Origin of the sequence: uncultured Algimonas sp. (assembly GCF_947498175.1) — a bacterium.
Lineage (GTDB): Bacteria > Pseudomonadota > Alphaproteobacteria > Caulobacterales > Maricaulaceae > Litorimonas.
The window spans coordinates 99,244-126,153 of the sequence record NZ_CANMJB010000006.1; the positions used below are offsets into that span (position 1 = coordinate 99,244).

At 64.1% G+C, this 26,910-nt stretch carries 20 protein-coding genes and 1 tRNA gene; 13 read left to right on the forward strand and 8 right to left on the reverse strand.

What is annotated here, in order from left to right:
- The first annotated feature begins 11 nt into the window (after positions 1-11).
- The 3 genes from Q0718_RS10520 to alaS all read left to right on the forward strand — a co-directional run bounded on the left by Q0718_RS10520 (position 12) and on the right by alaS (position 6,963).
- Positions 12-2,516: an ATP-binding protein gene (locus Q0718_RS10520; protein WP_298917447.1), complete on the forward strand. Its 2,505-nt coding sequence runs from the start codon at positions 12-14 to the stop codon at positions 2,514-2,516.
- 315 nt (positions 2,517-2,831) lie between these two features.
- The gene (gene recA / locus Q0718_RS10525) at positions 2,832-3,938 is read left to right on the forward strand and encodes a recombinase RecA (RefSeq protein WP_298917450.1); all 1,107 of its coding nucleotides are present in this window, start codon (positions 2,832-2,834) and stop codon (positions 3,936-3,938) included.
- 388 nt (positions 3,939-4,326) lie between these two features.
- Positions 4,327-6,963: an alanine--tRNA ligase gene (gene alaS, locus Q0718_RS10530; RefSeq protein WP_298917453.1), complete on the forward strand. Its 2,637-nt coding sequence runs from the start codon at positions 4,327-4,329 to the stop codon at positions 6,961-6,963.
- Positions 6,964-6,965: 2 nt separating this feature from the next.
- Here the strand turns inward: alaS and phhA are convergent, their stop codons facing one another.
- Complete coding sequence (phhA, locus tag Q0718_RS10535; RefSeq protein WP_298917456.1) at positions 6,966-7,841, reverse strand: phenylalanine 4-monooxygenase; 876 nt, start codon at positions 7,839-7,841, stop codon at positions 6,966-6,968.
- A 233-nt stretch (positions 7,842-8,074) separates the two neighbouring features.
- Here phhA and Q0718_RS10540 point away from each other — a divergent pair, with 233 nt between their 5' ends.
- The 3 genes from Q0718_RS10540 (at position 8,075) to Q0718_RS10550 (ending at position 10,376) form a co-directional block, all read left to right on the forward strand.
- On the forward strand, positions 8,075-9,019 hold the full coding sequence (locus Q0718_RS10540) for a M48 family metallopeptidase (RefSeq protein ID WP_298917459.1): 945 nt from the start codon (positions 8,075-8,077) through the stop codon (positions 9,017-9,019).
- A 79-nt stretch (positions 9,020-9,098) separates the two neighbouring features.
- Positions 9,099-9,175 (forward strand) — tRNA-His (locus Q0718_RS10545).
- Positions 9,176-9,269: 94 nt separating this feature from the next.
- The gene (locus tag Q0718_RS10550) at positions 9,270-10,376 is read left to right on the forward strand and encodes a DUF2336 domain-containing protein (RefSeq protein WP_298917463.1); all 1,107 of its coding nucleotides are present in this window, start codon (positions 9,270-9,272) and stop codon (positions 10,374-10,376) included.
- Between the two features lie 2 nt (positions 10,377-10,378).
- On the opposite strand, the gene Q0718_RS10555 is transcribed toward Q0718_RS10550, so the two are convergent.
- Entirely contained in the window at positions 10,379-11,143 is a 765-nt protein-coding gene (locus Q0718_RS10555) for an NAD kinase (protein ID WP_298917466.1), read from the reverse strand.
- A gap of 112 nt (positions 11,144-11,255) precedes the next feature.
- Between Q0718_RS10555 and Q0718_RS10560 the strand changes: the two genes are divergently transcribed.
- Entirely contained in the window at positions 11,256-12,032 is a 777-nt protein-coding gene (locus Q0718_RS10560; RefSeq protein ID WP_298917469.1) for a hypothetical protein, read from the forward strand.
- On the opposite strand, the gene Q0718_RS10565 is transcribed toward Q0718_RS10560, so the two are convergent.
- On the reverse strand, positions 12,029-12,457 hold the full coding sequence (locus tag Q0718_RS10565) for a cytochrome c family protein (protein ID WP_298917472.1): 429 nt from the start codon (positions 12,455-12,457) through the stop codon (positions 12,029-12,031). The two genes, Q0718_RS10560 and Q0718_RS10565, sit on opposite strands and share 4 nt — an antisense overlap.
- A gap of 120 nt (positions 12,458-12,577) precedes the next feature.
- On the opposite strand from Q0718_RS10565, the gene Q0718_RS10570 reads away from it, so the two are divergent.
- From Q0718_RS10570 to Q0718_RS10595, 6 genes are all read left to right on the forward strand, one after another.
- A complete protein-coding gene (locus Q0718_RS10570; RefSeq protein ID WP_298917475.1) occupies positions 12,578-14,314 on the forward strand; it encodes an acyl-CoA dehydrogenase in 1,737 nt (578 codons plus the stop codon).
- 47 nt (positions 14,315-14,361) lie between these two features.
- Positions 14,362-15,171 carry a 3-methyl-2-oxobutanoate hydroxymethyltransferase gene (gene panB, locus Q0718_RS10575; RefSeq protein ID WP_366523874.1) on the forward strand — a complete coding sequence of 270 codons (810 nt, stop codon included), beginning with the start codon at positions 14,362-14,364 and terminating at the stop codon, positions 15,169-15,171.
- 333 nt (positions 15,172-15,504) lie between these two features.
- Entirely contained in the window at positions 15,505-16,239 is a 735-nt protein-coding gene (locus tag Q0718_RS10580; protein WP_298917480.1) for a tetratricopeptide repeat protein, read from the forward strand.
- 2 nt (positions 16,240-16,241) lie between these two features.
- Positions 16,242-17,684, forward strand: coding sequence for a PQQ-like beta-propeller repeat protein (locus Q0718_RS10585; RefSeq protein ID WP_298917483.1), 1,443 nt, complete (start codon positions 16,242-16,244; stop codon positions 17,682-17,684).
- Positions 17,681-19,129 (forward strand): ribosome biogenesis GTPase Der, encoded by a 1,449-nt coding sequence (gene der, locus Q0718_RS10590; protein ID WP_298917486.1) that lies wholly within the window; start codon positions 17,681-17,683, stop codon positions 19,127-19,129. The genes Q0718_RS10585 and der overlap by 4 nt, the downstream gene beginning before the upstream one ends.
- Positions 19,130-19,150: 21 nt before the next feature.
- Positions 19,151-20,155 (forward strand): NAD(P)-dependent alcohol dehydrogenase, encoded by a 1,005-nt coding sequence (locus tag Q0718_RS10595; RefSeq protein WP_298917489.1) that lies wholly within the window; start codon positions 19,151-19,153, stop codon positions 20,153-20,155.
- A 267-nt stretch (positions 20,156-20,422) separates the two neighbouring features.
- On the opposite strand, the gene Q0718_RS10600 is transcribed toward Q0718_RS10595, so the two are convergent.
- From Q0718_RS10600 to radA, 5 genes are read right to left on the reverse strand one after another with little or no spacing between them, the layout of a single operon-like run.
- A complete protein-coding gene (locus Q0718_RS10600; RefSeq protein WP_298917492.1) occupies positions 20,423-22,354 on the reverse strand; it encodes a S9 family peptidase in 1,932 nt (643 codons plus the stop codon).
- A 43-nt stretch (positions 22,355-22,397) separates the two neighbouring features.
- On the reverse strand, positions 22,398-23,126 hold the full coding sequence (locus Q0718_RS10605) for an SDR family NAD(P)-dependent oxidoreductase (protein ID WP_298917495.1): 729 nt from the start codon (positions 23,124-23,126) through the stop codon (positions 22,398-22,400).
- A 7-nt stretch (positions 23,127-23,133) separates the two neighbouring features.
- Entirely contained in the window at positions 23,134-24,618 is a 1,485-nt protein-coding gene (gene purF / locus Q0718_RS10610) for an amidophosphoribosyltransferase (RefSeq protein ID WP_298917497.1), read from the reverse strand.
- A complete protein-coding gene (locus Q0718_RS10615) occupies positions 24,615-25,325 on the reverse strand; it encodes a CvpA family protein (protein ID WP_298917500.1) in 711 nt (236 codons plus the stop codon). The genes purF and Q0718_RS10615 overlap by 4 nt, the downstream gene beginning before the upstream one ends.
- Before the next feature lie 31 nt (positions 25,326-25,356).
- Complete coding sequence (gene radA, locus Q0718_RS10620) at positions 25,357-26,763, reverse strand: DNA repair protein RadA (protein ID WP_298917503.1); 1,407 nt, start codon at positions 26,761-26,763, stop codon at positions 25,357-25,359.
- Between the last annotated feature and the right edge of the window lie 147 nt (positions 26,764-26,910).

A 26,910-nucleotide genomic window follows, 5' to 3' on the forward strand; every position in this document is an offset into this window, starting at 1 on the left:
AGCGTTTGCGCATGAACGAAGCGATTCCGTCATCTCCGAGTTCCGGTCCGGTCGGCCGCATGGCCGGCTGGTCGGGATTGGTCATACTCATCCTGCTCGTCATAATCGGCAGCATCTGGGCCGCCCTGGCATGGACCGGCCTGCAACCCGGTCCGCAGATCCTGGTCGCGGGCGTGATCGCCTTGGCTGTCCTGTTGGCAGCGGGACTGTTGATAACCATGAGGGCCGGCAGTCGGGAAGACCGCCGCGCCGCTCACCGCGACTCTCTTTACAGCGAGGCATTCTTCCTGTCGGGACGACCGCAACTGATCACGCGAAACGGCGAACCGGCCCATGCCAACCGCGCCTACCTGGATATTGCCCGGACACTGGCTGTGGACGTGTTGCCCGACACATTGCCGTCCGTGGACCGGCTGTTCTCGACAACCGGCAAGGACGGATCGGCGGCCATCTTCCGATTGCACAACATTCCGCCCACCCAATCCGAAGCCGAAGAAGAGATCAATCTGGTCATGCCGAACGGCACGCTGTCGCGGTTTCGCATATCCGTGAAACGGATCGGAGCGCAGCCCGGCCTGGACCTCTGGCAGATCGACGAGATCGCGGGCATGGAAAGTCACGGCGCGTCTTTGGCGAACGCACCCATCGGTCTGTTCTCCCTGACGCGCGACGGCCGTGTGATATCCATAAACACGACGATGCAACGCTGGTTGGGCGGCCCCGACGCCGTGGCGCCGACGCATATCAACGAATTCATCGAAGACCCGCTGCTTCTGCTCGATGCCGACGCCGTCCATGGCAAAACGGTTCGTGCCGATACGCGGCTGATCACCCGCAAGGGCGTCGTCACGCCGATCGTGATGATCGCCAGGTGGAACGCCGTCGAGGCAGGCGATCTGGTCGCTTCCGTCGCCCTGCACGGCCACACGTCGCGACCTGGCGGCCAGCGCCAGACGGAGCTTTCCCAAGCCGCCGGATCCGACAAACAGCATGCGCCGGCCTTCGCCTCCGTCCCGTTCGGCGTCCTGCAGGTCGACGGGGCCAATATCGGCACAGCGAAAATCACCTATACCAACAAGGCATTCCGCACTCTCTGGGGCGGCGGCGACCCGATCGGTCAACCGTTCGCCTCTCTGTTCGACGGCCATACCGTGCGCAAGACCTTGGCGGGGAAGTCAGTGGCCGACATGGGCGACATGGGCGCGATCGACGTGCGTCTGACCGGCGCCGGCAAGGTGCCTGTCGCCCTCTATATCGTTCCCGATCCGGTGCTGCCGGAGCGGCTATGGGCCTATCTCGTCGATATCAGCACGCGCAAATCGCTGGAAGAACAGGTCCGGCAGAGCCAGAAGATGCAGGCCGTCGGGCAACTGACCGCCGGCGTGGCGCACGATTTCAACAACCTGCTGACGGCGATCCGCCTCAACACCGACGAATTGCTGCAACGACACCCGGTCGGCGATCCATCCTATCCCGAGCTGCAGAACATCAATGCGACGGGCGCACGCGCCGCGGCGCTGGTCAAGAAACTGCTCGCCTTCTCACGACAACAGACCCGCCGCGCCGAGCGCATCGACATATCGGAAGTTCTGTCCGACATGTATCTCACCCTGAAGCAGACGCTAGGCGGCCAGGCGCAGCTGGAACTCAGCCACGCCCGCGACTTGCCGCCGGTCATGATGGACCGGTCGCAATTTGACAACGTCGTCATGAACCTGTGCGTGAATGCGCGCGACGCCATGGAAGCACAAGGCGGTGGCCGGATCACGATCGAGTCCGAACGCCTCTCCCGGCATTCCGTGACCGATCTCGGTTTGCAGTCGGCTCTCATGGATTTTCCGTCCGACGACATCGTGCTGATTTCCGTTTCGGATACGGGCACCGGCATGACGGAGGCGGTCAAGGCCAAGATATTCGAGCCCTTCTTCACGACCAAGGATCAAGGCAAGGGCACAGGTCTGGGGCTGGCGACGGTTTACGGCATCATCCAGCAATCGGGCGGGCATCTCGAAGTGGACAGCGAACTTGGGCGCGGAACGACATTCAACATATATCTGCCCGCCGCCCCCGAGCTGACGCAGCAGGACATCATCGACAAGGCGCCCGCACCCGCCGAACGCAAACCGGCCGACCTGGCCGGGCAGGGCAACATCCTGTTCGTCGAAGACGAAGCCGCCGTGCGCGTGATCGCGGCCAAGAGCTTGCGCAAACGCGGCTACAACGTGGTCGAGGCCGAGGACGGCGAGGAAGCGCTGGAGCTTCTGGAGGGTGCATCGGAGCCGTTCGACCTGCTTCTTTCCGACGTGGTCATGCCGGGGCTCGACGGCCCTGGCTTGCTCAAGCAGGGACGCGAGATGTTGGGCGATGCGCGGATCGTCTTCATTTCCGGCTATGCGGAAGAGAAGTTCTCGGACTTGCTGGCCGAGGAGCCCGACGTCACGTTCCTGCCCAAACCGTTCACGCTCGCCGAGCTGGCAGAGAAGGTGAAATCCGAGATCGGCGAGGCCGTCGGTTGAGCGCCTGCGACAGATCGCCCTGCTGGCTGGCACGGCGCAGATCGGTGTCTATCTCGCTTCTTGTCACCCTTCCGAGCTTGCCGGCTGCGACAATGTGTACTTGGCACATCATGATCTGCCATCCAGACCGCACTTTGGATGGTCGGCACAATATGTTGTGCTAGGGTGACTGCAAGAAGTGTTCTTTTTTTGTTCTTTTCACTTGCGGGATGAGAACAAAGATGAAACAGAGTGACCACACGGCAGTCCATTAGAAGCCGTTTCTTTCATGGGGGACCGAAGGGCTCCGGAAACCCCGCGATCGGAGTAGTTCTCATGGCGAGAAACACCACCCCCCTCAAGGTCGTCGAAAAGGCGACCGATAAGAACAGATCAGCCGCCCTGGATGCGGCTTTGTCCCAAATCGACCGGAGCTTCGGCAAAGGCTCGGTCATGAAGTTGGGCGATAAGACGTCCATGGATGTCGAAAGCGTCTCCACCGGTTCGCTTGGTCTGGACATCGCGCTCGGCATCGGCGGCCTGCCCAAGGGCCGGATCATCGAGATCTACGGGCCGGAGTCGTCCGGCAAGACCACGCTGACGCTCCATGCCATCGCCGAATGCCAGAAGGCGGGCGGCGTTGCGGCCTTCATCGACGCCGAACACGCGCTCGACCCGGTCTATGCAGGCAAGCTGGGCGTGGACGTCAACGAATTGCTGATCGCGCAGCCCGACACGGGCGAGCAAAGCCTGGAGATCGCCGACACGCTGGTTCGTTCCGGCGCTGTCGATATCCTCGTCATCGATTCTGTCGCGGCCCTGACGCCGCGTGCCGAACTGGAAGGCGACATGGGCGACTCCCTGCCAGGTTTGCAGGCCCGTCTCATGAGCCAGGCGCTGCGTAAGTTGACCGGGTCGATTTCCAAATCGGGCTGCATGGTGATCTTCATCAACCAGATCCGCATGAAGATCGGGGTGATGTATGGTTCGCCTGAGACCACGACGGGGGGCAATGCGCTGAAATTCTACAGCTCCGTCCGTCTCGATATCCGCCGCATCGGTGCGATCAAGAACCGCGACGAGGTCGTCGGCAACCAGACGCGCGTCAAGGTCGTCAAGAACAAGGTCGCGCCGCCCTTCCGCCAGGTCGAATTCGACATCATGTACGGCGAAGGCATTTCCAAGACCGGTGAACTGATCGACATGGGCGTGCTGGCCGATGTGATCCAGAAATCCGGCTCATGGTATTCCTATGGCGACGAACGGATCGGTCAGGGGCGCGAGAACGTGCGCAAGTTCCTGATCGAGAATCCGGACATGATGGCGGAGATCGAACAGAAGATCTTGCGTGAAAAGGGTTTGCTGGATGACGAGCTGCTGATGCCGACCGACGAACAGGTTGAAGACAACGGTTCGGAACCCCAATTGGGGCTCGGCGCCTAAGCCGGCACTGTCGATTGCAGTTCAGGCTGGATACATGTCCGGCTTGGTAATCGGGACGCGGACTGCGAGAGCAGTCCGCGTCCTTTTTCGACTCGCTTGTTCCGCATATCCGTCCAGCGGAAAGGCCAGTCGATTTCGTCCGGGGGTTCGGATAACACGCACGGTCCGTCCACCGTGTGCCGGATCCCCGGGCACCCGAAAGCTTTCGTCTCTGACGCCTGGACGGCAGGCAGGGATGAGAACTTCGACTGCGGTAATTTAACGTGCGTTATAAAAGCGGGTTCCAGTCCTAGGCAGTGACTTCGGACACATTTTGCACAAAGGCGGTTCGCCACCCGATTGCACTCCCGGCTTGGAACCGCGGTCCGGCCTGCCTATAGGGCCGCGCATGACATCGCTTGCAGACATTCGGTCCCAGTTTCTCGGCTATTTCGGCCGCAACGGGCATGCCGTGCTGCCCTCGGCACCGCTGGTGCCGGACAATGATCCGACCCTGCTTTTCGTCAATGCCGGAATGGTCCCGTTCAAGGACAGCTTCACCGGCGCCCGTACGCCGGAGAGCCCAAGGGCCGCGACCTCGCAAAAGTGCGTCCGCGCGGGCGGCAAGCACAACGATCTGGACAATGTCGGCTATACGGCGCGTCATCATACGTTTTTCGAGATGCTTGGGAATTTCAGCTTCGGCGACTATTTCAAGGACCGCGCGATCAGTCAGGCTTGGGATTTGGTGACGAAGGAATTCGGCCTGCCGCAGGACAAGCTCCTGGTCACGATCTACCATACGGATGATGCCGCCTTCGATCTCTGGAAGAAGATTGCAGGTCTGCCCGACGACCGGATCATCCGGATCGCCACGGACGACAATTTCTGGGCGATGGGCGATACCGGTCCTTGCGGGCCAAGCAGCGAAATCTTCTTCGATCATGGTCCTGGGATCCCCGGCGGCCCGCCCGGATCGCCAGATGAAGACGGCGACCGTTTCATCGAGATCTGGAACCTCGTCTTCATGCAGTTCGAACGCCACGCGGACGGACGCCGGACCGATCTGCCCAAACCGTCCATCGATACGGGCATGGGTTTGGAGCGCATCGCCGCCATCATGCAGGGCGAACACGACAATTACGACATCGACCTGTTCAGAACCCTGATCGGGGCGTCCGTCGATCTGACGGGCGTGAAGGCGGAAGGCGAGGCGAAGTTCAGCCACCGTGTCATCGCCGACCATTTGCGGTCCTGCTCCTTTCTTCTGGCCGACGGAGTCAGCCCGTCCAATGAAGGGCGCGGCTATGTGTTGCGACGCATCATGCGGCGCGCCATGCGCCATGCTCATCTGCTCGGTGCGCCAGAGCCCCTGATGCACAGGCTCGTTCCGACGTTGGTCGCACAAATGGGCGATGCGTTCGGCGAGCTGAGGCGCGCCCAAGCCAGCATCGAAGCTACGTTCCAGCAGGAAGAGGAGCGTTTCCGCCGCACGCTTGGCCGCGGCATGGGGCTTCTGGACGATGCGACGGCCCGCCTGTCCGAAGGTGACGAACTGTCCGGTGAAACGGCCTTCAAGCTCTACGACACTTACGGGTTTCCGCTCGACTTGACGCAGGATGCACTGCGGGGTCGCGGAATCGGCGTGGATACCGATGGGTTCGAAACGGCGATGAAGAAACAGCGGGCGCAAAGCCAGGCCGATGGTGGCAATTTCGGAAGCTCCGATGCAGACGATATTTTCAAGGCTCTGCGCGAAGAGGCCGGTCCGACCGCTTTCACCGGCTATGACCGTTTGTCCGAGACGCATGAAATTGTCGCCCTGATGCAGGATAACCGGCGGATCGACCGTGCCGTGTCCGGTCCGGTCATGTTCCTGACGCGCGAAACGCCCTTCTATGCGGAAAGCGGCGGGCAGGCCGGGGATCATGGCGTGGCCGACTTCGACAATGGCGCGCGCGTCGAAATCAGCGACGTTCAAAAGAAAGCCGGCGATCTGCACGTTCACATCGGAACGCTGACCGGCGAGATTTCCGTCGGCGACAGTGCGGTGATCTCCGTCGATGTGGATTGGCGCGAAAAGACCAAGCGCAATCATTCTGCCACACACATCATGCACGAAGCGCTGCGCCGCGTGCTGGGCGATCATGTCACCCAGAAAGGCCAGATGGTCGATGCCGACCGTATTCGCTTCGATATCAGCCATGGGGGCGCGATCACACGCGAAGAGCTGGCCAAGGTCGAAGACGAAGTGAATGCGGTGATCCAGCAGAACGCGCCGGCGAAAATCCAACTCATGGCGCCGGATGCCGCGATCGAGGCGGGCGCCATGGCGCTGTTCGGCGAGAAATATGGCGACGAAGTCCGGGTCCTGTCTTTGGGCACCGATCCAGACGGCACGGACTATTCCGTCGAATTGTGCGGTGGAACGCATGTTGAGCGGACAGGCGATATCGCCTTGTTCAAGATCCTGTCCGAAGGTGCCGTCGCGGCGGGCATCCGCCGTGTCGAAGCCGTCACGGGCGAAGCGGCGCGCCGCTATCTGGAAGAGCAGGCCGGACTGGCCCGTGCCGCCGCCGATCGGCTCAAGGCCAAACCGGAGGACATACCGGAGCGCATCCAAGCGCTGTTGGCCGAGCGAAAGCAGCTGGAAAAGGATCTGGGCGAAGCGCGCAAGCAATTGGCGCTCGGCGGGAATGGCGGCGCAGCCGCGGGCCCTGAAGAGATTGGCGGCGTGCCCTTCGTCGGCCGCGTATTGGACGGCATTGGCGGCAAGGAATTGCGGCCCATGCTGAACGAACAGATCGACAAATTGGGAACGGGCGTGGTGGCATTCGTTGCGCGCGACGAGGGCAAGGTCGCAGTGGCGGTCGCCGTATCGGACGACCTCACCGGCGATTATTCAGCTGTCGATCTGGTCAATGCCGGCGCGGCGGAAGTCGGCGGTCGCGGGGGTGGCAAGCCGGGCATGGCGCAGGCCGGAGGCAGCCAGCCGGACAAAGCCGACGCCGCTCTGGATGCGATCAGAGCTGTGTTGGAAGGCTAAGGCTATTCGGCCGCGTCGGCGGCCCGCATCCGCGCATATTCCTGCGTGCCATGGGCGATGACGGTGTCGGCATCCGTCAAGTCCGTCAGGCCGAACGTGGTCGCATCCGCGGCCAGCCGTTCGTAAAGCGGTCCGAAATCCTGCTGCGTGGCGCTCAGCAATTGTTCAAAGCTGTCGATCACGAAATAGAGCTGCTGGAAATCGTCGATACGGTAGTCCGTGCGCATGACGCGTTCCAGATCGAAGGCGATCCGGTTCGGACTGTCGCTTTCCAGCGAAAAGGGTGTCTCGCCGGCCGAGCTGACGATGCCGGCCCCGTAGATCCGCAAACCTTCGGGTTTTCTGATCAGGCCGAACTCGACGGTGTACCAGTAAAGCCGTGCCAGTTCCTTCAGCCGCCCGAGCGAGTCCGCTCGCTGCCCCCCTTGGCCATAGGCCTGCATGTAGTCGGCGAAAGTGGGCAGGGTCAGCATCGGCACATGGCCGAAAATGTCGTGGAATATGTCGGGTTCTTCCAGATAGTCCAGCTGGTCGGGTTTCCGGATGAACCGTCCGGACGGAAAGCGGCGATTGGCCAGATGGTCGAAGAAGACGTCGTCCGGCACGAGGTGAGGGACCATGACGACCTCCCAACCGGTCAGATCCTTCAGTTTCGGATTGATGACGTCGAGATCGGGAATGCCGCCGGAGCCGAGATCCAAGAGCCCGAGCCCCGTGTGGAATTCCTCGACCGCACGGTCCTTGAGGATGTCGATCTGCCGCGCATAGAGCGTGTCCCAGACCTTGTGCTCCTCATCGGTATAGCGGTCCCACATCTGCCGGATGGTGAAATCCGCTGCCGGTGTCTGCGCGTCGATTACGGGATCCGATATGGCCATGCTTCTCTCCTGAACTGCGGTAACGTTAACGCACCATCCCGGAATGTGTTGTGCAATTTCTTGCGGAGCCCGCTTCATTCAGAGCGGTTTCGTGCCCGACTCCGGCCATAACACGCGAAACGCTTTCCCTCCATGTCATCGGGTCCAGGGCGGGAACGGAACGATAAGGATGACAGGATCGTTTAATATCAGACCCGACGTCCTGCCTTCATGTCCTGCCGGAGAGCCCGACCATGTGTACCACCCATCAGACACCCGCAAACGAAGCCGTCGCGGCCGCCGATCCGCAGCTGATGTTCCGCCGCAAATTCCTCAAATATGCCGGTGTCGCCGGTGCGGCGACGGCTGCGGGTGGATTGGCGTCCTGTACGACGAATCCCGTCACGGGCCGGTCCCAGCTTCTGGCCTTCGCCCCTAGCGAGGCCGATCTGGCGCGAGCCGCACAGCAGAGTTGGAACGAAGTCCGCCGACAGACGCCGACGACGAACGATCCGCGTTATGCTGGACGTTTGCGCAATATCGGTTCGCGCGTCTCGCGCGGTGCCGGCCAGGCCAATCGCAATTGGGACTATGCCGTATTCGACCAGAACACGAAGAACGCTTTCGTGCTGCCCGGCAACCGGGTCGGGTTCTTCAAAGGCATGATGGATTTCACCGACAATGACGATCAGATCGCAGCCATCATGGGCCACGAGGTTGGCCACGTGACAGGCGCTCACGCACGCGAGCGCTACAGCCAGATGATGCTGGGACAGCTCGCCATCGCGGGCGGCACGATGCTGGCCGGATCGCAACTGCAAAGACGTTGCCGTCAAGCTCGGTCCCAGCGTGAACGTAACGACTGCATGCGGAGTGCCGGTCGCAACACCCAATATCTGCAAGCCGCGCTCGGCATGGGCTTCCAGCTCGGCGTCGTGTTGCCATATGGCCGCCGTCAGGAACTCGAATCCGACCAGCTCGGCGCGCGTTACATGGCGCGAGCGGGTTACGATCCGTATCAGGCCGTCCGCCTGTGGGAGAAGATGGGCGCGGAAAGCGGCGGATCGCGCGGTCCGGAATTCCTGGCCACGCACCCGACGCCGGAACGGCGCGCGCGAGAACTGTCAGACTACATCACGGCGCAGCAGAAGCTCGGCAGCCGCGGCTTCCAACAGCTCGATATTCCTGCCGACGCGTAAGACCTGCACGGCGATTTCCGCGTATTCGTGGCTTGAAGCGTGAGCGACCCTTGTCTAAAGGGTCGCCTCGCATCGGTATGCCGCCTTAGCTCAGTTGGTTAGAGCGCCTGCTTGTGGAGCAGGAGGTCCTTGGTTCGAGACCAAGAGGCGGTACCATCCCCACTGAAATTCCATGTGACGATCGTGCCCGGGTAAGGCCCGATTAACCCTGTCCGACTAGCTTGCCACTTCCGACTTCAAGGAGATTGGCGTGTCGCTGGGCCCGGTGCCGACCGAAATGATCGAGACGGCGATTTCCGGACCGACGACCGAGGCGCGGGCGCTCGCCACGCAGGCCATCGGCCGCATGGTCCGCGACCTTCCGCTCACAGATTCCGAGCGGCGCCTGTCCAGCCATATATTCGACGCTTTGTCACGCGATGTGACCGAAGAGGTCCGGCGTGCCTTGGCCGTCACGCTGAGACTGTCCCCGAACCTGCCACGCGACGTGGCCAACCGCCTGATCAACGATGTCGACAGCATCGCAGTCCCGATCCTGTCGTCCTCGCCGGTCGTGACGGATGACGACCTGATCGCGGCGTTGGAATCCCGTGCCGGTAGAAAGGCCCAAGCCGTCGCCAGCCGCAACAGGCTGTCGCGCAAGGTCAGCCATGCCGTCATCGATCTGGGGGACAAAGCTGCGGTCGCCACTCTGGCCGCAAACGATTCCGCCTTGATATCCAAGGACGATGCCGCGCGTATGGTTGCGTTTGCCGAGACTGACGACCTCATCCGCGAAGCCGCATTGCGGCGGCAGGACATGCCGCAGGATCTGGCGGTCCGGTTGATCGACCAACAGGTCGGCCGCGTCGACGAAGCCTTGCGCCCAGACACGTCCGATCATGCGCGGATCGCGCGACATACCGGCGAACGCAGCAAGGCGCGATGGGCGGTGTCCGACTGGTCGGCCAATGCGCTGCAGGCCTATGTCGCCGCACTGTCCGAATCGGGTGGTCTGACCGAAACGATCATCGGACGGGCGGCCGGTCAGGGGGATTGGCGTTTCGTGCAATTGGCCTTGGCCGTGCGCGCCGGCATATCACCGACCAAAGCCGGGCTGATGGTCATGGATGCGCGCAGTTTCGCGCTCGACGCCTTGTTGCGACAAGCCGGGCTCGGCGAGGCGTCCAGCATGCTGATCGCGGCGAGTGCGGACGCGTTCCGCGATCTCGAACGCAGTGGGGCGGCCGTGTCGCGCGAGCGTTTCCAGCGCCTTATGGCCGAACGTATCGCCAGCCATCCGGCGTCCGACATTTTCGGCGAGATCTGGGAGGACTGGCTTGATGCAGGCCTGGGGCCGCAACAGCTTCCAGCATAGCGTCAGGTCGCGAACTGCTCACGCAGGATGCGTTCGTCCAGACCGTGATCCGAATCGAACAGCAAGGTCAGCTTGGTCTCGTGGTCCTGCTCGATCTCGACGCTGTGGACATGGCGGATTTCCTGATTGTCGGCGGCGGCGGAGACCGGACGCAATTCGGGGTCGATGATCTCGAACCGGACGCGCGCCGCATTGGGCAGCAAGGCTCCGCGCCAACGGCGAGGGCGGAAGGAGCTGATCGGCGTGAGGGCGAGGATGTCCGCGCCCAGCGGCAGAACGGGGCCATGCGCCGAGAGGTTGTAGGCCGTGGATCCGGCCGGTGTCGCCACCAGAACACCGTCCGCGATCAGGCGATCGAGCCGGGTCAACCCGTCCACCGCGATGCCGATATGCGCTGCCTGCTGCGTCTGCCGGAACAGAGAGACTTCGTTGAAGGCGAGTTCCGATATGCTGCCGCCTTTCGCGACGGCCTCCATGCGCAAAGGGGACACGGTCGCGCTCTTGGCCTGCTGGATGCGGTTGGGCAGGTCGTCCATTTCTATCCGGTTCATCAGGAAGCCGACCGTGCCGCGGTTCATGCCGAAGACGGGCAGGCCGCGGCGGATCAGGGACATGTTGCGGCGCAACGTCTTGAGCATGAAGCCGTCGCCGCCGATAGGCACGATCACGTCGGCGTCTCCGGCGTCGTGATTGCCGTACAACCCGACGAACCCGTCCATCAACGTCTTGGCGCCGGGCTTTTGACTGGCCGTGAAGGCAATTTTCATGAGGGTCTTCGCCTGTCCAGATCCGCGCGCATTCTTAGCGCTATAGCATTTGACCCGGGCGAGGCGAGGCGAATATGGGGCCTGAGTGGGTGGATGGAGAAAACGTCTTGGATTGAGTGCCCTCATCCTGGTTCAGGCCGGTCACGCCTGGGCCTCGGCCTGGAACCCCGTCCCTTGGGGAGGCGAGTTGATCACCGGCTATATCTTCGCCGAGGCGTCGGAAGCGATCGACGACCAAGGCGACCGGTTCGGCCTCGACATCTACAGCAAGCGCATCGTTCAGACTTACGGCAATCTCGGACTGACTTCGCGTCTGGCCTTGATCGGAACGTTCGACTGGCAAGATACGCAAATCGATCAACCCGGTCTGGCCATCGCCTTTTCCGAACCGTCGTCTGTTTCGGCCGGTCTGCAATACCAGCTCAGCCGCCGTGAAGGCCACGCCGTCGCCCTGTCGGCCAGTTATGTCAGCAGCATCGATCTGCCGGAGGAGCTATTGACCCTCGAAAACCGCGAATCCGCGTTGGAGTTGCGAGGTCTGTGGGGCGAAAGCCGGACGATATATGGCCGGAATGCCTTTGCGGAACTCCAGCTGGCAGGGCGGATGACACTGGCGGGGCGCCATGCCGGGACGAGCGCACAGCTAACGGTCGGCGCCGATCCGTTCTCTCGCACCCAGCTGCTCGCCAAACTTCGCCATACGAACATCGAACCGGGTGAATATGCGGGTTTCGACATCGGTCGCCAGAGCCGTTGGGAAATGGAAGCCAGCGGGGTCTACCGCATTCGGAAGCAGGACTTCATCGAACTGGGCTACACCTCGGTCGTCGGCGGCCGGAGCGCCGTTTTAGAAGGCGGCTGGAAAATCGGTTATTGGCGGAAGTTCTAGCCGCCCGTCTCGGCGCGCAGATATTCCAGCAAGGCGTCGCGGTCGGCTTCCTTGCGCAGTCCGGCGAAGCTCATCCGGTTTCCGGGAATGTAGTCGCGCGGGTTCTCGATGTAGGCGGACAGGGTTTCGTCCGACCATACGATCTCCGACCCGGCCATCGCGTTGGAATAGTTGAAATCCTCCCGCGTTCCGGCCGTCCGACCGTATATGCCCCACAGGTTCGGACCGACCTTGTGCCGCTCGCCTTGGCCGAGCGTGTGACAGGCGCGGCAGCGCTTGTAGAGGATCGCCCCGCGCTCCAGGTTCGTCATGTCCGTGACCGCGGGCGGTATGGTCGTATGCGGATCGGCGGCGCCGCCATCGTCACCGCCACCGCAAGCGGTCAGGAAGATGGCCGATATGACTGTGAAAGCATGGCGTGGCATGACGGCTTCCTTAGTCCTGCGCCCGAAGCGTCGGCAAGTGCGGATGCGGCGAAATATTCCTACACATCGACATGGCCGACATGGCATAAGCGGGATGCAATTCTCGCAAAGGATTATTCGATGAGCTTCACCCCGCCCGTCAATGCGATCGGCTACCTCCTGCGTCACGGCGTCAGGCTGGACGACATCAACAGCCAAGGTGAGTTCGAGGAAGCGTCCCCCGATCTGCTGGATGCGATTCTGGGCGGTGCCGCCGACTTCGCGCGGGACGTGATCGCGCCCACCAATTGGGACGGGGACCAGCATCCGGCCACACTGAAAGACGGCGACGTCACCGCGTCGCCCGGCTTCAAGGACGCCTATGCGCAATTCGTCGAAGGCGGTTGGCAGACCGTCTCACTGCCAAGCGAGATCGGCGGCATGGGCTTGCCCAGCGCGGTCAGCGTCGCGACCAACGAAATGATCTACGCCGCCAACATGGCGTTGGGCCTGTGTCCGATGCTGACCAGTTCGGCGATCAAGGCGATCGAGACCCACGCGTCCGAAACGCTCAAGGACACCTATCTGCCCAAGATGCTGGCTGGGGAATGGACCGGCGCCATGTGCCTGACCGAGCCGCAGGCCGGATCGGATCTGGGGCCGGTGCGAACCAAGGCGGAAGACAGGGGCGACGGCACCTATGCGATCACCGGCCAGAAGATCTACATCACCTGGGGCGATCATGACTGCGCGGACAACATCGTGCATCTGGTTCTCGCGCGCCTGCCCGACAGTCCGGAAGGCTCGCGCGGAATATCGCTCTTCCTCTGCCCCAAATATCTCGTGGGCGACGATGGTTCGCTCGGAGAGCGCAATGATTTCAGGGCGATAGGGCTAGAACATAAACTGGGCATCCATGGCAGCCCGACTTGCGTCATGGAGTTCGACGGCGCGACCGGTTATCTGGTCGGCGAGGTCGACCGGGGGCTCGCGTCCATGTTCGTCATGATGAACGAGGCGCGCCTGTTCGTCGGCGTGCAGGGCGTCGCCATCGGCGAACGCGCCTATCAGGCGGCGCTGCACTATGCGCATGAGCGCGTGCAGGGCGTGCCGCCGGGCCATGAACCCGGTGCGCCCATCATCGACCATCCCGATGTGCGGCGCATGCTGATCGACATGAAGGCCAAGCTGATGGGCGCGCGGACGATCTGTTTCGCGACCGCCGAAGCGGCCGATCTGGGGGACCTTGCGCGCGAAGGCCTGCTGACGCCGATCGCAAAGGCGTTCGGGTCGGACACGGGCGTGGATGTCGCCAGCATCGCGGTGCAGGTCCATGGCGGCATGGGGTTCGTGGAGGAAACCGGCGCGGCGCAGCATTACCGGGACTCGCGCATCGCACCGATCTACGAAGGTACGAACGGCATCCAGGCGATCGACTTGATCGGGCGCAAATTGCGCCGCGACGGCGGCGAGGCCATGCGCGCGCTCATCTCGGATCTGCGCGAAGCGGTCACGTCGGTGAAGGATGCATCCGGCCGCGACGATGTCGATCTGTCGGTCTGCGCGGCCGCGGTGGAACGCGGACTGGAAACATTGGCGACCGCGACCGACATCGTGCTGAACGCGACCGAAGTGGATGCGCTTGGCGTTGCGACGACCTATCTAGAACTGTGCGGCAAGATCGTCGGCGGATCGCTGCTGGCGAAGGCCGTCGCGCGCGGGCTGTTGGCTGGCGACCCGCAATCGGCGGCCATGGCCAGTCTCGCCCGCTATCATGCGCTGCGCATCATGCCGACGGCGGACGGATTGCTCGAATCGATCCGGGCCGGGGCGGATGCGGTTTACGACTTTCCGCGCGACCAGCTGGCGGACCTGTAGTGTCGGCCCGGCCCCAGGATCTGCCGCAACGTCCGCATTCACGGCCGATCAAGCGGACCCGACGCCTGACGGCGCCGCAGATCACGGCGCGAAAGGGCGCCGATCCGATCGTCTGCCTCACCGCCTATGACGCGCCGACGGCGGAAATCCTCGATCCGCATTGCGACCTGATCCTGGTCGGCGATTCGGTCGGGATGGTCGTGCATGGCTTGCCGAGCACGGTCGGAGTGACGATGGAGATGATGATCCTGCACGGCCAGGCGGTCATGCGCGGGTCGCGCTCGGCACTGGTCGTGGTGGACCTGCCGTTCGGGTCCTATGAAGGGACGCCGGACCAGGCCTTTGCGTCGGCCTCGCGCGTCATGATGGAAACGGGCTGCCAGGCCGTGAAGATCGAGTCCGGTTCCTACGCGGCCGAGACCATCGCCTATCTGGTCGAACGCGGCATTCCGGTCATGAGCCATGTCGGCTTGCGCCCCCAGAGCATGCATGTGCTGGGCGGTTTCCGCGCGCGGGGCCGGACGCAGGTCGTCGCGGACGAAATCCTTCGCAATGCCGCAGCTGCCGCCGAGGCCGGCTCCTTTGCGGTCGTGGTGGAAGGTGTCTCGGCCGATATCGCCGACCGCGTCACGAAAGCGGTGGATATTCCGACCATCGGCATCGGGGCGTCGGCGGGCTGCGACGGACAGATCCTCGTGACCCCGGACATGCTCGGCCTGTTCGAACGCGTGCCGAAGTTCGTGCACAAGTTCGGCCGGATGCGCGACATGGTCGACGAGGCGGTCGGGGCCTATGCGGACGATGTCCATGCCCGGCGTTTCCCGCGCGAGGAAAACCTCTACGTCTTCAAGGATTAGGGTTTGTTTGATTGCCTGGCCTTGAGCTCGTCATCGTCCCCGGCAATGAATGGCGGGGACAGGTCTTCTTTCCATCTGTTCTTCCGGCCTCATACCGGGTTCGACCCGGGATCCGTCTCCCATCCGGTGCGGCCGGTTTGAGGGTCGTATGATGCATTCCAGACCAAATCCGCCAGGAGGCATTCTTGGTGACCACGCCCGTCGCACTCTGACCGAAACGTCATGCCGTTTGCGGTTGCGGGTGCGCGGACGGAAAGTTAGAGCGAGCCCCAGACCGGACCAGCCCTATCTAACGAAGGCGGCGGTGAAGGGTGGCACTAGACTGGAATATTCATGGTCGATTTCATTTCCGAAGTCGAAGAGGAACTTCGCAAGGACGACTTTCAACGTTTCCTGCGCCGCTTCGGACCGCTCATCATCGGCATTCTCGTCGCGATCGTCGCCGCCGTGGCCTATGTCGAATGGCGCGAGATCAGCACGGACCGCACGGCGCGCGCCGCCTCGCTCGACTATCTCGAAGCCGACCGCCTGTTGCAGGACGGACAAGCCGATGCGGCCCGCAGCGCCTTCTTGTCGCTCGCGGACGTCGCGCCGAACGGATATGCCGGCCTGTCCCTCATGCGCGCGGCGATCATCGCGTCCGAACAGGGCAACGAAGCCGAGGCCGTTCGTCTGTACGACTCCGCCGCGGACCGGTTCGACCTGGAGCGTCATGCGCAGCTCGCTGCGCTCAAGGCCGCCTACATCGTCGCCAATCGCGGCGATTGGAGCGATGTCGAACAGCGCGCGTCGAGTTTGGCCCAGGAAGGCGCGCCCTATGAATTCCTCGCCCGCGAACTGCTCGCCACGGCGGCCTTGAACCAGGGCGATACGGAACGGGCCCGGAGCGAGTTCGCCTATCTGGATACCGTGCCGGGCGTGCCGAACACGATATCCCGCCGGGCGGAACAGGCGTTGGTCCTGATGAATACGGACCGCACCACTGACGAAACACCCATCTTGCCCGCGCCTGCCGACACGGCCCCACAGCCCGACGCGGCGGAGCTTGAAGAGGCGAGGAAAGAATGACGATGAATTTCGGATCCCATTTGAAACAGGCCGGCGTCGCCGCGGCGGCGGTCCTGCTGCTTGGCGGGTGTGCGACGTTGGACAGGCTCAACCCGTTTGACGGCGGCGACGGCCCGGACCAAGGCGATGTCGCCGGCGCGGACGAGCGCATCTCGATCCTGGAGCTCAACGACACGCTGAGCGTTGGCGGTGCGGTCACACCGGACCAGATCGTTCTGCCGCCGGCCTATGTGAACACGGACTGGCCGCAGGTCGGCGGCAACGTTTCGCACGTGGTGCAGCATACGGGCGCATCCGGCCCGCTGGAGCGCATCTGGTCGCGCGATGTCGGCGACGGTTCTGATCGCAAGGGCTTCATCGCCGCACCGCCCGTGATCGCGAACGGCGTCATCTACGTCAAGGATTCCGGCAATACGGTCCGTGCCTTCAGCGAGACGAGCGGCGACCGGCTCTGGGAATACGAAGTCAAGATCACGGAGAGCGAGCGCACGCGCACGCGTAGCAGGTCCATCATCGACCGCATTCGCGATCCGCGATCCATCTTCGAAGGCTCCAGCCGTGACAGGGACGGTGTCGGGGGCGGTGTCGCCTTCGACGACGGCGTTCTCTACGTGACCTCCGGCTTGGGCGTGCTGACGGCGCTCGACGCGACGACGGGCCAGGAATTGTGGCGCAAGGGCATCCGCGTCCCGATTCATTCCGCCCCGACCGTCGCGAATGGCCGCGTTTTCGCCGTTACCGACGACAACGAGATCATGGCCTTCGATGCGCGCGACAAGGGTGCGGTGCTGTGGACCTATCAGGGCATCGTCGAAACCGCACGCATGTTGACGGTTCCGGCCCCCGCCGTGATGAACGACGTCGTGATCGCGCCGTTCTCCTCCGGCGAACTCGTTGCGCTGCGGGTGCAGAATGGCGGCGTGCTGTGGCAGGACGCGTTGGCCTCGTCCACGCGGCTGACGCCTCTGGCCGCGCTGAACGACATCGCCTTCGGTCCGGCCATCGCGGATGGCTACGTCGTCGCGACGGCACAGTCGGGGGTGATGACGGCCTTCGATTTCCGCACCGGGCAGCGGGTCTGGACCCAGCCGGCCGGCTCCATCGGCATGCCGTGGATCGCGGGCGATTTCATCTTCACCGTCACGACGGACGGCAAACTGGCGGCCCTGTCCAAGATCGACGGTTCCGTTGTCTGGATCCGCCAGCTGGAGACCTTCCGCAAGCCCGAGAAACGCAAGGACCGCATCGTCTGGTCCGGACCGGTCCTGGCGGGCGAACGCCTCGTCATCGCGTCGAGCCGAGGCCAGTTGCTGATCGTCAGCCCGTATGACGGATCGATCCTCGGCGAACGCGACATCGGCAAGGCCGTCATGGTGCCGCCCATCATCGCCAATCAGACCGTCTACCTGCTCAACAACGACGCCAAGCTGATCGCGCTGCGGTGACGGAAGACCGAGCGCCGGAGACCGAGGCGGACGGCGCAGCTGAACCGGACCGCATCCGCGCGCCCCGGATAGCCGTCGTCGGCCGCCCCAACGTCGGCAAATCCACCTTGTTCAACCGCATGGCGGGCAAGAAGCTCGCCATCGTGGACGACACGCCCGGCGTCACGCGCGACGTGCGCGAGGCCAAGTCCAAGCTGCGCGGCGATGCTCTGACCCTGCTCGACACGGCCGGGTACGAAGACGCCAAGGGCGACAAGCTCGAAGCCCGGATGCGCGCCGGCACCGAAGGCGCGGTGATGGATGCCGACCTCGTGCTGTTCGTCTACGATGCGCGGGCTGGGGTGACGTCGCTCGACCGAACCTTCGCCGAGTTCGTGCGGCGCAGCGGCAAGCCGACCGTGCTGGTCGCCAACAAGGTCGAAAGCAGCGCGGCGGATGCCGGCGTGACCGACGGCTGGTCGCTGGGCATGGGCGACCCGATCGAGGTGTCGGCTGAACACAATATCGGCATGGTCGACCTGGACGACGCGGTGGAAATGGCGCTGCGCGGGATCGACCTGACCGAAAAGGACGAGACCGATACATCCGAGGCGCCCGTGCGCATCGCCATCGTCGGCCGTCCGAATGCCGGCAAATCGACGCTCATCAACACGCTGATCGGCAAGGACCGGTTGCTGACGGGTCCGGAAGCGGGCGTGACGCGCGACAGCATCACGATCGACCATGACTGGCAAGGCCGACGCGTCCAGTTCCACGACACGGCCGGACTGCGCAAGAAGGCCAAGGTGCAGGAAAAGCTCGAAAAGCTGTCCGTGTCGGACACCATCCGGGCGCTGCGTTTCGCCCAGGTCGTCGTCCTGCTGATGGATGCGACCTCGCCCTTCGACAAACAGGATTTGCAACTCGCCTCGCTGGTCGAACGGGAAGGGCGCGCCATGGTGATCGGCGTGACCAAATGGGATCTGGTGGAGAACAAGAGTGAGGCGTCCAAGGCGCTGCGCGAAATGGCCGGGCGCCTGCTGCCTCAGTTCGGCGGCGTTCCGGTCGTCATGTTCTCCGGCCTGACCGGAAAAAGCGTGGATCGCCTGCTGCCCGCCATCGAGCGCGTCCATCACGATTGGTCGGCCAAGATGAAGACGTCCGAGCTGAACGACTGGCTGTCGGAAAAGGTCGCCAAGCATACACCGCCCGCCGTGGCGGGCCGCCGGGTGAAGCCGAAATACATCAGCCAGACCAAGACCCGGCCGCCGACCTTCGTGCTGAAATGCTCCCGCGCCGATCGCTTGCCGGAAAGCTATAAACGTTATCTTGTCAATGGCTTGCGCGAAGACTTTGATCTGCCCGGTATCCCGATCCGCCTGATCGTCAAGGCCGACGAAAACCCCTATCACGAAAAGAACCGGACGGGCCGGGTGCGCCGTACGCCCAACAACAAGCGCGACTGACAAGAGGGTGAGGGGCCGACCATGACAGATTTCAACGCCTATGCCGCCATGGAGCCGGACGGAGAGCTGGTGCCGTTTTCCTACGACCCCGGCCCGATCGGGCCGGATGAGGTCGAGATCCGGATCACGGCTTGCGGCGTGTGCCATTCCGACCTGTCGATGATCAACAATGACTGGCGGTCGAGCCGCTATCCGCTCGTGCCGGGACACGAAATCATCGGAGAGGTCGTCGATACCGGCTCGGCCGTGACCCATATCGAAGCCGGTTGCCTGGTCGGCGTCGGTTGGACGTCCCATAGCTGCCTGCATTGCCCGCCCTGCCTTTCTGGACGGCAACAGCGCTGTCGGACGGGCACGACGACCATTGCCGGTCATGGCGGCTTCGCCGACAGGATCCGGGTCCAGCATGTCTGGGCGGTCCCTCTGCCCGACGGGATCGATACGCAATCGGCCGGTCCGCTCTTCTGCGGCGGCATCACCGTCTTCGCGCCCTTCGTGGATTTCGACCTGAAGCCGACGGACCGGATCGGGGTGATCGGGATCGGCGGCCTGGGACATCTGGCGGTCCAGTTCGCGCGGGCCTGGGGCTGCGAGGTGACGGCCTTTACCTCGTCCCTGGACAAGGAGGACGAGCTGCGCCGCCTGGGCGCATCGCGCATCGTTAATAGCCGCGACGACGCGGCGGTCAAGGCCGAAGCCGGGCGGTTCGACTTCATCCTCTCGACCGTGAATGTCAGCCTGAACTGGCCGCTCTATCTTCGGGCGCTGAAGGCGGAAGGCAAACTCATCACCGTCGGCGTCGTGGCCGAACCGATGAACATTCCGGCGGGCCTGCTGATCGGCGGCCAGCGCGTCGTGTCGGGCTCCGACACCGGCCCGCCCGACAGGGTCGCGACCATGCTGGAATTCTGCGCGCGTCACGATATCAAGCCGATGATCGAAACGTTTCCGATGGCGGAGTGCAACGCGGCGCTGGAGCGGCTGGAATCAGGCCAGGCCCGCTACCGGATCGTGCTGGAGAACTAGCGGCGAGCATGAGATTTCCGCCTAGGTCCACTTGATCGGCCTCCACATGTGCTGCCGTTCTAACACACGGACATTTTGGGGGGCTTGGCTCGCCGATCGAGTCGGCGAGAGCCGTGGCTTTGGGTTTTGGGTATAAACTCCGAACGTCCTATCCGCTCAGGCCGGCTTGACCGGCCTGTCCATCTCCTGCCTTCGCGTCTGGCCGAAACGGATGGGTGATGGGCTCGCCGATCAAGTCGGCGAGAGCGGAGGCTTATTGAACATTCTCTATTTCAGATGCTCGTCCAAAAACGCCACATAGGCGTTCGACGCCGTGATGCGGTTTTCCCGCTTGCGGAAGCCGTGGCCTTCGTCCGGGAACAGGACGTACTCCACCGGCACGCCGTTGGCGCGGACGGCTTCGACCAGTTCGTCGGACTCCACCTGCAGCACGCGCGGATCGTTGGCGCCTTGGACGACGAGCAGCGGCTTGACGATGTTCTCGGCATGGAAGAGCGGGGAGATGGCGCGGTGACGCACGGCGTCCGTCGCCGGGTCGCCCATTTCGTCGTAGAGCGCTTCGCGGAAAGACTCCCACCAGGGCGGAATGGACTCCAGCGTGCGCACCCAGTTGGTGACGCCGAAGATGTTGATGCCCGCGTCAAAGACTTCCGGCTCGAACGCCAGCGCCGCCGCGACCATGTAGCCGCCATAGGACCCGCCGATCACGCCGATCCGGTCTTCGTCGACCCAATCCATCTCGGCCAGCCAGTCGCGCGACGCCACCACGTCCTTCAGATCCACGTCGCCGTGGCGCTTGTCGTCCATGTGGAAGAAGGTCTTGCCGTAGCCGGAGCTGCCGCGATTGTTGATCGCATAGACGGCGTAGCCATGGTTGACGAGGTGCTGGATCGTCGGATTGTAGCCGAGACGGCTCTGCCCGCCCGGCCCGCCGTGCACCCAGACCAAGGCCGGAGCCGGGTCCGCGGCCGAAGCCGTCTTGGGACGGTACAGGATGCCGGGAATGTCCAGCCCGTCATAGCTGGCGAAGCGCACGACCTGTCCGTCCACCAGCATGTCGGCGTCGATTTCGGGATTCAGCGCATCGGTCAGCGCCATCTGCTCGCCCGTCGCGATGTCGGCGACATGGATGTTGGACGGGGACCGGTCGCCGTTCAGGATGAAGGCGATGCGGCTCTCGTCCTCGTTGAAGCGCACGTTGCGGACTTCGCCCGCCGGCAGGTCGTTCAGCATCACGACGCGGCCGGTGCGCGTATCGGTCAGTTCCAGTTCGGACGACGCATCGGCGTTGATGATGGAGATGCTGTAGCGCCCGGACGGGGATTCGCCGAAATAGTTGACGTCCCAATCCGCGGAGAAAGCATCTTCCCTGTCGCCCGTGGCGAGGTCGTAGCTGACCGCGCGGGAGAACTCGCCGCTTTCATTGGTGGAGTAGTAGAGCGTGCGGTTGTCGGCGGAGAAGCCATAGGCGGAATGGGCGATGTTGCCTTCGTGCGGCGTGACCAGCTTCGGCTCCGGTCCGCCGGAGAAGCGGTCCACGACATAGACATCCGAATCCGCCGAGGTGCGGTTCTTGGTCAGGGCGATGAATCGCCCGTCGCCGCTGACCGCATCGACCTGGTAGCCGTCGTTCTGGTAGATGAGGGATCGGCCATAACCGTCTGTTTGATAACGATAGACGTCGAAATGCTTGCCGTCGCGCTCGTTGGTCATGACGTAGAAGCTGTTCCCGTCGTCCGCCCAGCCGCCGAAGGCCGCCTTGACGTCGTCGCCCGGCGTCAGGTCGCGCACCGCGCCGTCCAGTTCGCGCACATAGACGTGGTTCAGCTCGTCGCCGCCCTGGTCGCTGGTGTAGAGCAGGCGTTCGTCCTCCGGGAACCAGGACAGGGCGCTGACGGCGTTGTCGGTCGAGCTCGTCAGCGCCGTCTTCTCGCCCGTCTCGGGATCGAGGCGGTAGGCGTTGAACACGCCGGACAGATCGGAGGTGACGAGCAGGTCGCCGCTGGTCGGACCGAACGTGTGACCGGCCCCGCTGGGCAGGCCGTAGCTGGTGGTGGCGAAGAAGCTTTCCGCCGAATAGCGGGGCATCTCCATTGTCTGCACGGCCGGGGCGGGGGCCTGCAGGGCGGGCGCCGTCGCGCAGCCCGTCATGAGCCCGATGGCCATCAGGCTCGCGCCCGTCGCTAGAATTCTCTTCATGATGATCTCCTCCTCACGCAAAGCCTAGCAGGAGATGCGCGACCTATTCAATTCCCGCCCAGTCGCGAAACGACACCAGCGTGCCGTGTTCCGCGTAATCCGGGGCAAGCATCTCCACGACCAGGGGCGCGACATCGGCCGGGCGGGGCAGGGCGCTGCGGTCCTCGCCCGGCACGGCCTTGGCGCGCATCTGCGTGTCCACCCCGCCCGGATTGAGCAGGTTGACGCGGATCTTGGTGATGTTGGCGATCTCCTCGGCCCAGCTGCGCACGAACACTTCCATCCCGGCCTTGGACGCGGCGTAGGCGCCCCAATAGGCGCGGGGGTTGCGGGCGACGGACGTGGTGACGAAGACGGCGCGGCCCGCCGGGCTCTGCCGCAAGAGCGGGTCGAGCGAGCGGACCAGCCGGTAGGGCGCGGTCATGTTGACGTCGAGGATCCGCATCCAGTCCTTGGGCGTGACGTGATTGGCGGGCGTGATGTCGCCCAGCACGCCTGCATTGCAGAGTAGGCCGTCCAACCGGCCGTAGCGCTCGTGCAGCAACCCGCCGAGCCGGTCGATCTGGTCGAAATCGCGCAGATCCATCGGCACGAGCGAGCAGGTGCCGCCCGCAGCCTTGATCTCGTCGTCCAGATCTTCCAGCCCGCCCTGCGTCCGGGCCAGCGCGACGACGTGCGATCCAGCCGTGGCGAGCGCCTTCGCAGCGGCGTAGCCAATGCCGCGCGACGCCCCGGTAACGAGGGTGATGCGGCCTTCGAGGGGTCTGGACATGTCGGGTCTAAGCCACTTCCACCAGGAAGGAGAGCTGCTTGCCGCCGCCCGCGCGTTCGCGGTCCCGGTCGATCAACGGCGTCGGATAGCAGCCGGTGAAGCAATGGTCGGTATATTGCGGGGCGGCGTCTTCGCGGTACTCTTCGCCCATCGCCCAGTACAGCCCCTCGATGGAGAGGAAGCCGAGACTGTCCACTTCCAGCATGTGGGTCATCTCCTCGAGCGAATAGTTCGCCGCGATCAGCTTGTCCTTGGACGGCATGTCGATGCCGTAATGGTCGGGGTACCGGATCGGCGGCGAGGCGGAGCGGAAATGGACCTCCTTGGCGCCCGCCGCCTTGATCATGCGCACGATCTTGGTCGAGGTCGTGCCGCGCACGATGCTGTCGTCCACCAGCAGCACGCGCTTGCCCTCGATCATGGCCCGGTTGGCGGAATGTTTCAGCCGCACGCCCATGTCGCGCATGCCCTGGGTGGGCTGGATGAAGGTCCGGCCGACATAATGGTTGCGGATAATGCCGAGCTCGAACGGGATGCCGGTCTGCTGCGCGAAGCCCAGCGCGGCCGGAACGCCGCTGTCGGGCACGGGAATGATGACGTCCACGTCGGCGGGCGTTTCCTCGGCCAATCTCTGCCCCATGCGCTTGCGCACTTCATAGACGCTCTTGCCGCCGACCACGCTGTCGGGGCGGGCGAAATAGACGAATTCGAAGATGCAAGGCCGGCGCTCGGCATTGGGAAAGGCGGTAAAGCTGCGGATCCCGTCCTCGTTGATGACGACGACCTCGCCCGGATCGACCTCGCGGATGAACTCCGCGCCGACCATGTCGAAGGCGCAGGTCTCGGACGCCAGCACGTAGCTGTCGCCGATCCGGCCGATCAGCAGCGGGCGGATGCCGAACCGGTCGCGCGCCCCGACCATGCAGTCCTTGGTCATGCCGACGAAGGCGTAGCCGCCGTCCACTTGGCGGATGGCGGAGACGAACCGGTCGGTGAAGGTCTTGCCGCCCGACCGCGCGACGAGATGGATCACCACTTCCGTGTCCGAGGTGCTTTGAAACAGCGCGCCCTTTTCGACCAGCGCATCCTTGAGCGTGTAGGCGTTGGTCAGATGGCCGTTATGGGCTAGCGCGAAGCCGCCGCTGCTGAGTTCGGAATAGAGCGGCTGGACGTCGCGCAGCACGGGCTGTCCGGCCGTGGAATAGCGGTTGTGGCCGATGGCGATGTGACCGGGCAATCGCTCCGACGGGTCGGCCCCGGTGAAGCTGTCGCCGACCAGGCCGAGATGGCGTTCCGTGTGGAACAGCGTGCCGTCCGTCGTGGCGATGCCGCAGGCTTCCTGCCCGCGATGCTGCAGCGCGTGCAGGCCCAGCGCGGTCAGGCTGGCGGCCTTTTCGACGCCGAACGCGCCGAAGACGCCGCATTCCTCCCGGATCCTGTCGTCCTCAACGTCGCAGGCCGGGTTCGCGGGAGTGGGGGCGGCGTCGGTCATGACCGGATCTCCTCGGCGATCCCATCCAGATCGCCATCCTTGATGCGCTGCGCATATGAGCGCATATCGGCAAAAGGCAAGGCCCGAACCCAATCGCCGATGCGCTCGAGCAGTGGATAGAAGGTCGAATCCACGAACAGGCCCGGCAGTTCGTCTGGATCGGCCTCGAGTTGCTCGCGCATGGATTCGGGCATTCGGGCGACCACGTCGGGTGGAAACGCGCCCGGATTGTCGGCGATATAGTCGTTGAATTCCTGCGCATCCTGCGAGGCGCGGTAATCCGCCGACCAGAACATGACGAACAGGGCGGCGATCAGCAGACCGCGGGCCACGCCGAACGCCCCGCCGAGCAACCTGTCGATGAAGCCGGGGCTGTCGCCGCCGACCGACCGGCCCAGCCGCGACAGGATCATGGCGATCACGATATAGCTCAGCAGGCCCGTGCCGAGAATCAGGACGCCGTCGGCGAGCTCCGGCGGCGAGATCATGCCCCGCACCGCGAAGCGGAACTGACCGTAGACGAACAGGGTCAGGGCGGCCGAGACCACCAGCGCCAGGATGGAAACGATTTCGCGCAGGAAACCACGGGCGAACGCATACAGGCCGGAGATCAGCAGCAGGACGAGAACGGCCGTGTCGAAGCCGTTGAAACTGTAGGGCCCGATGGAGAGCTGCGCCGCATCGATGGCCGAAAGCAGTGAAAGCATGGGCATCCTGTCGCCGGCCGGACAAAGATGATCAGGCGGCCCAGCTCTCCGGCGTGTCCGGTCCGCGCTCTGCGGCGGCTTCTACACGCCTGACGAGGTCGCGCAAAGAGCGGATCGCGATGACGGGCAGGGCGGCATTGTCGTTGCGTTCGTCGCGGCCCGGCGATGCCGCGGCGAGGGCGCGTTCGAAACCGAGCTTGGCGGACTCTTTCAGGCGGGCGTCGGCGCGGCTGACGGGGCGGACTTCGCCCGACAGGCTGATCTCGCCGAACACGACCAGGTCGGACGGCAGGGAGACGTCGAAGGCGGAACTGGCGATGGCCGCGGCCACGGCCAGGTCGGCGGCCGGCTCGTTGATGCGCAGGCCGCCCGCCACGTTCAGATAGACGTCCTTGCCCGCGAAACTGAGCCCGCAGCGCGCTTCCAGCACGGCCAGCACCATGGCCAGCCGCCCGCTGTCCCAGCCGACCACGGCGCGGCGCGGCGTGCCGAAGGCGGCCGGCGCGACCAGCGCCTGGATCTCGGTCAGGACGGGGCGCGAGCCTTCCAGCCCCGCGAATACAGCGGAGCCTTCGGACGCGTCGCCGCGCCCGTCCAGGAACAGCGCCGACGGGTTCAGCACTTCGGCCAGACCCGAATCGCGCATCTCGAACACGCCGATCTCGTCGGTCGGGCCGAAGCGGTTCTTGTGCGCGCGCAGGATGCGGAACTGATGGGCGCGTTCGCCTTCGAAATAGAGCACGGCATCGACCATGTGCTCGACCACGCGCGGTCCGGCAATCTGGCCGTCCTTGGTGACGTGGCCCACGAGAATCACGGTCGCGCCGGACTTCTTGGCGAAGCGCACCAGCTCCTGCGCGCACGCCCGGACCTGCGCGACCGTGCCGGGCGCGGCGCCCAGCTGGTCGGTCCAGAGCGTCTGGATGGAATCGATGACGACGACATCGGGCTTGGTCGCCATCAACCCGTCGATGATCACCCCGAGCGAGGTTTCGCTGGCCAGGTTGACCGGCTGGTCCGACACGCCGAGCCGCTTGGCGCGGCGCTGGACCTGCCCGACCGATTCCTCGCCGGAAATGTAGGCGACGCGCTTGCCCTGCTTGGCCAGCGCGCCGACCGTCTGCAGCAGCAGCGTCGATTTGCCGATCCCCGGATCGCCGCCGACCAACAGCGCGGAGCCCGGCACCAGCCCGCCGCCCGTCACCCGGTCCAGCTCCCCGGTCCCGGTGATCAGCCGCGGCACGTCGCGCGTTTGCGCGCCCAGATCCACGAATTCCATGCCCCGCCCCTTGCGGCGCTTATGGGCGGGCGCGGCGTTCTGCGACTTCGCCTCCTCAACCAGCGTGTTCCATTCCCCGCACGCATCGCATCGCCCGGCCCACTTGCCGTGGACGGACCCGCAGGACTGGCAGACGAAGACGGAAGTCGGCTTGGGCATGACGCGGATATGCCCGGGATCGCGACGGGATGCAATAGAAGTTCCGGGTTTGTTCCAGCTATGCCTGTTTCAGGTTTGCGTCCCGCGTGCGGGTCTAAGATTGCCAACGGCAATCGTCGCAAACCTTGTTCCGCAGGAACACGCGTC

Bases quoted from the DNA above. Each gene is read 5' to 3' on its own strand.
- Q0718_RS10580 (WP_298917480.1), top strand. From the start codon at position 15,505: ATGGTCGATTTCATTTCCGAAGTCGAAGAGGAACTTCGCAAGGACGAC.
- Q0718_RS10595 (WP_298917489.1), top strand. From the start codon at position 19,151: ATGACAGATTTCAACGCCTATGCCGCCATGGAGCCGGACGGAGAGCTG.
- purF (WP_298917497.1), bottom strand. From the start codon at position 24,618: ATGACCGACGCCGCCCCCACTCCCGCGAACCCGGCCTGCGACGTTGAG.
- Q0718_RS10600 (WP_298917492.1), bottom strand. From the start codon at position 22,354: ATGAAGAGAATTCTAGCGACGGGCGCGAGCCTGATGGCCATCGGGCTC.
- Q0718_RS10540 (WP_298917459.1), top strand. From the start codon at position 8,075: ATGTGTACCACCCATCAGACACCCGCAAACGAAGCCGTCGCGGCCGCC.
- Q0718_RS10555 (WP_298917466.1), bottom strand. From the start codon at position 11,143: ATGAAAATTGCCTTCACGGCCAGTCAAAAGCCCGGCGCCAAGACGTTG.
- radA (WP_298917503.1), bottom strand. From the start codon at position 26,763: ATGCCCAAGCCGACTTCCGTCTTCGTCTGCCAGTCCTGCGGGTCCGTC.
- Q0718_RS10520 (WP_298917447.1), top strand. From the start codon at position 12: ATGAACGAAGCGATTCCGTCATCTCCGAGTTCCGGTCCGGTCGGCCGC.
- Q0718_RS10565 (WP_298917472.1), bottom strand. From the start codon at position 12,457: ATGCCACGCCATGCTTTCACAGTCATATCGGCCATCTTCCTGACCGCT.
- Q0718_RS10615 (WP_298917500.1), bottom strand. From the start codon at position 25,325: ATGCTTTCACTGCTTTCGGCCATCGATGCGGCGCAGCTCTCCATCGGG.
- recA (WP_298917450.1), top strand. From the start codon at position 2,832: ATGGCGAGAAACACCACCCCCCTCAAGGTCGTCGAAAAGGCGACCGAT.
- Q0718_RS10585 (WP_298917483.1), top strand. From the start codon at position 16,242: ATGAATTTCGGATCCCATTTGAAACAGGCCGGCGTCGCCGCGGCGGCG.
- Q0718_RS10570 (WP_298917475.1), top strand. From the start codon at position 12,578: ATGAGCTTCACCCCGCCCGTCAATGCGATCGGCTACCTCCTGCGTCAC.
- phhA (WP_298917456.1), bottom strand. From the start codon at position 7,841: ATGGCCATATCGGATCCCGTAATCGACGCGCAGACACCGGCAGCGGAT.
- alaS (WP_298917453.1), top strand. From the start codon at position 4,327: ATGACATCGCTTGCAGACATTCGGTCCCAGTTTCTCGGCTATTTCGGC.
- Q0718_RS10605 (WP_298917495.1), bottom strand. From the start codon at position 23,126: ATGTCCAGACCCCTCGAAGGCCGCATCACCCTCGTTACCGGGGCGTCG.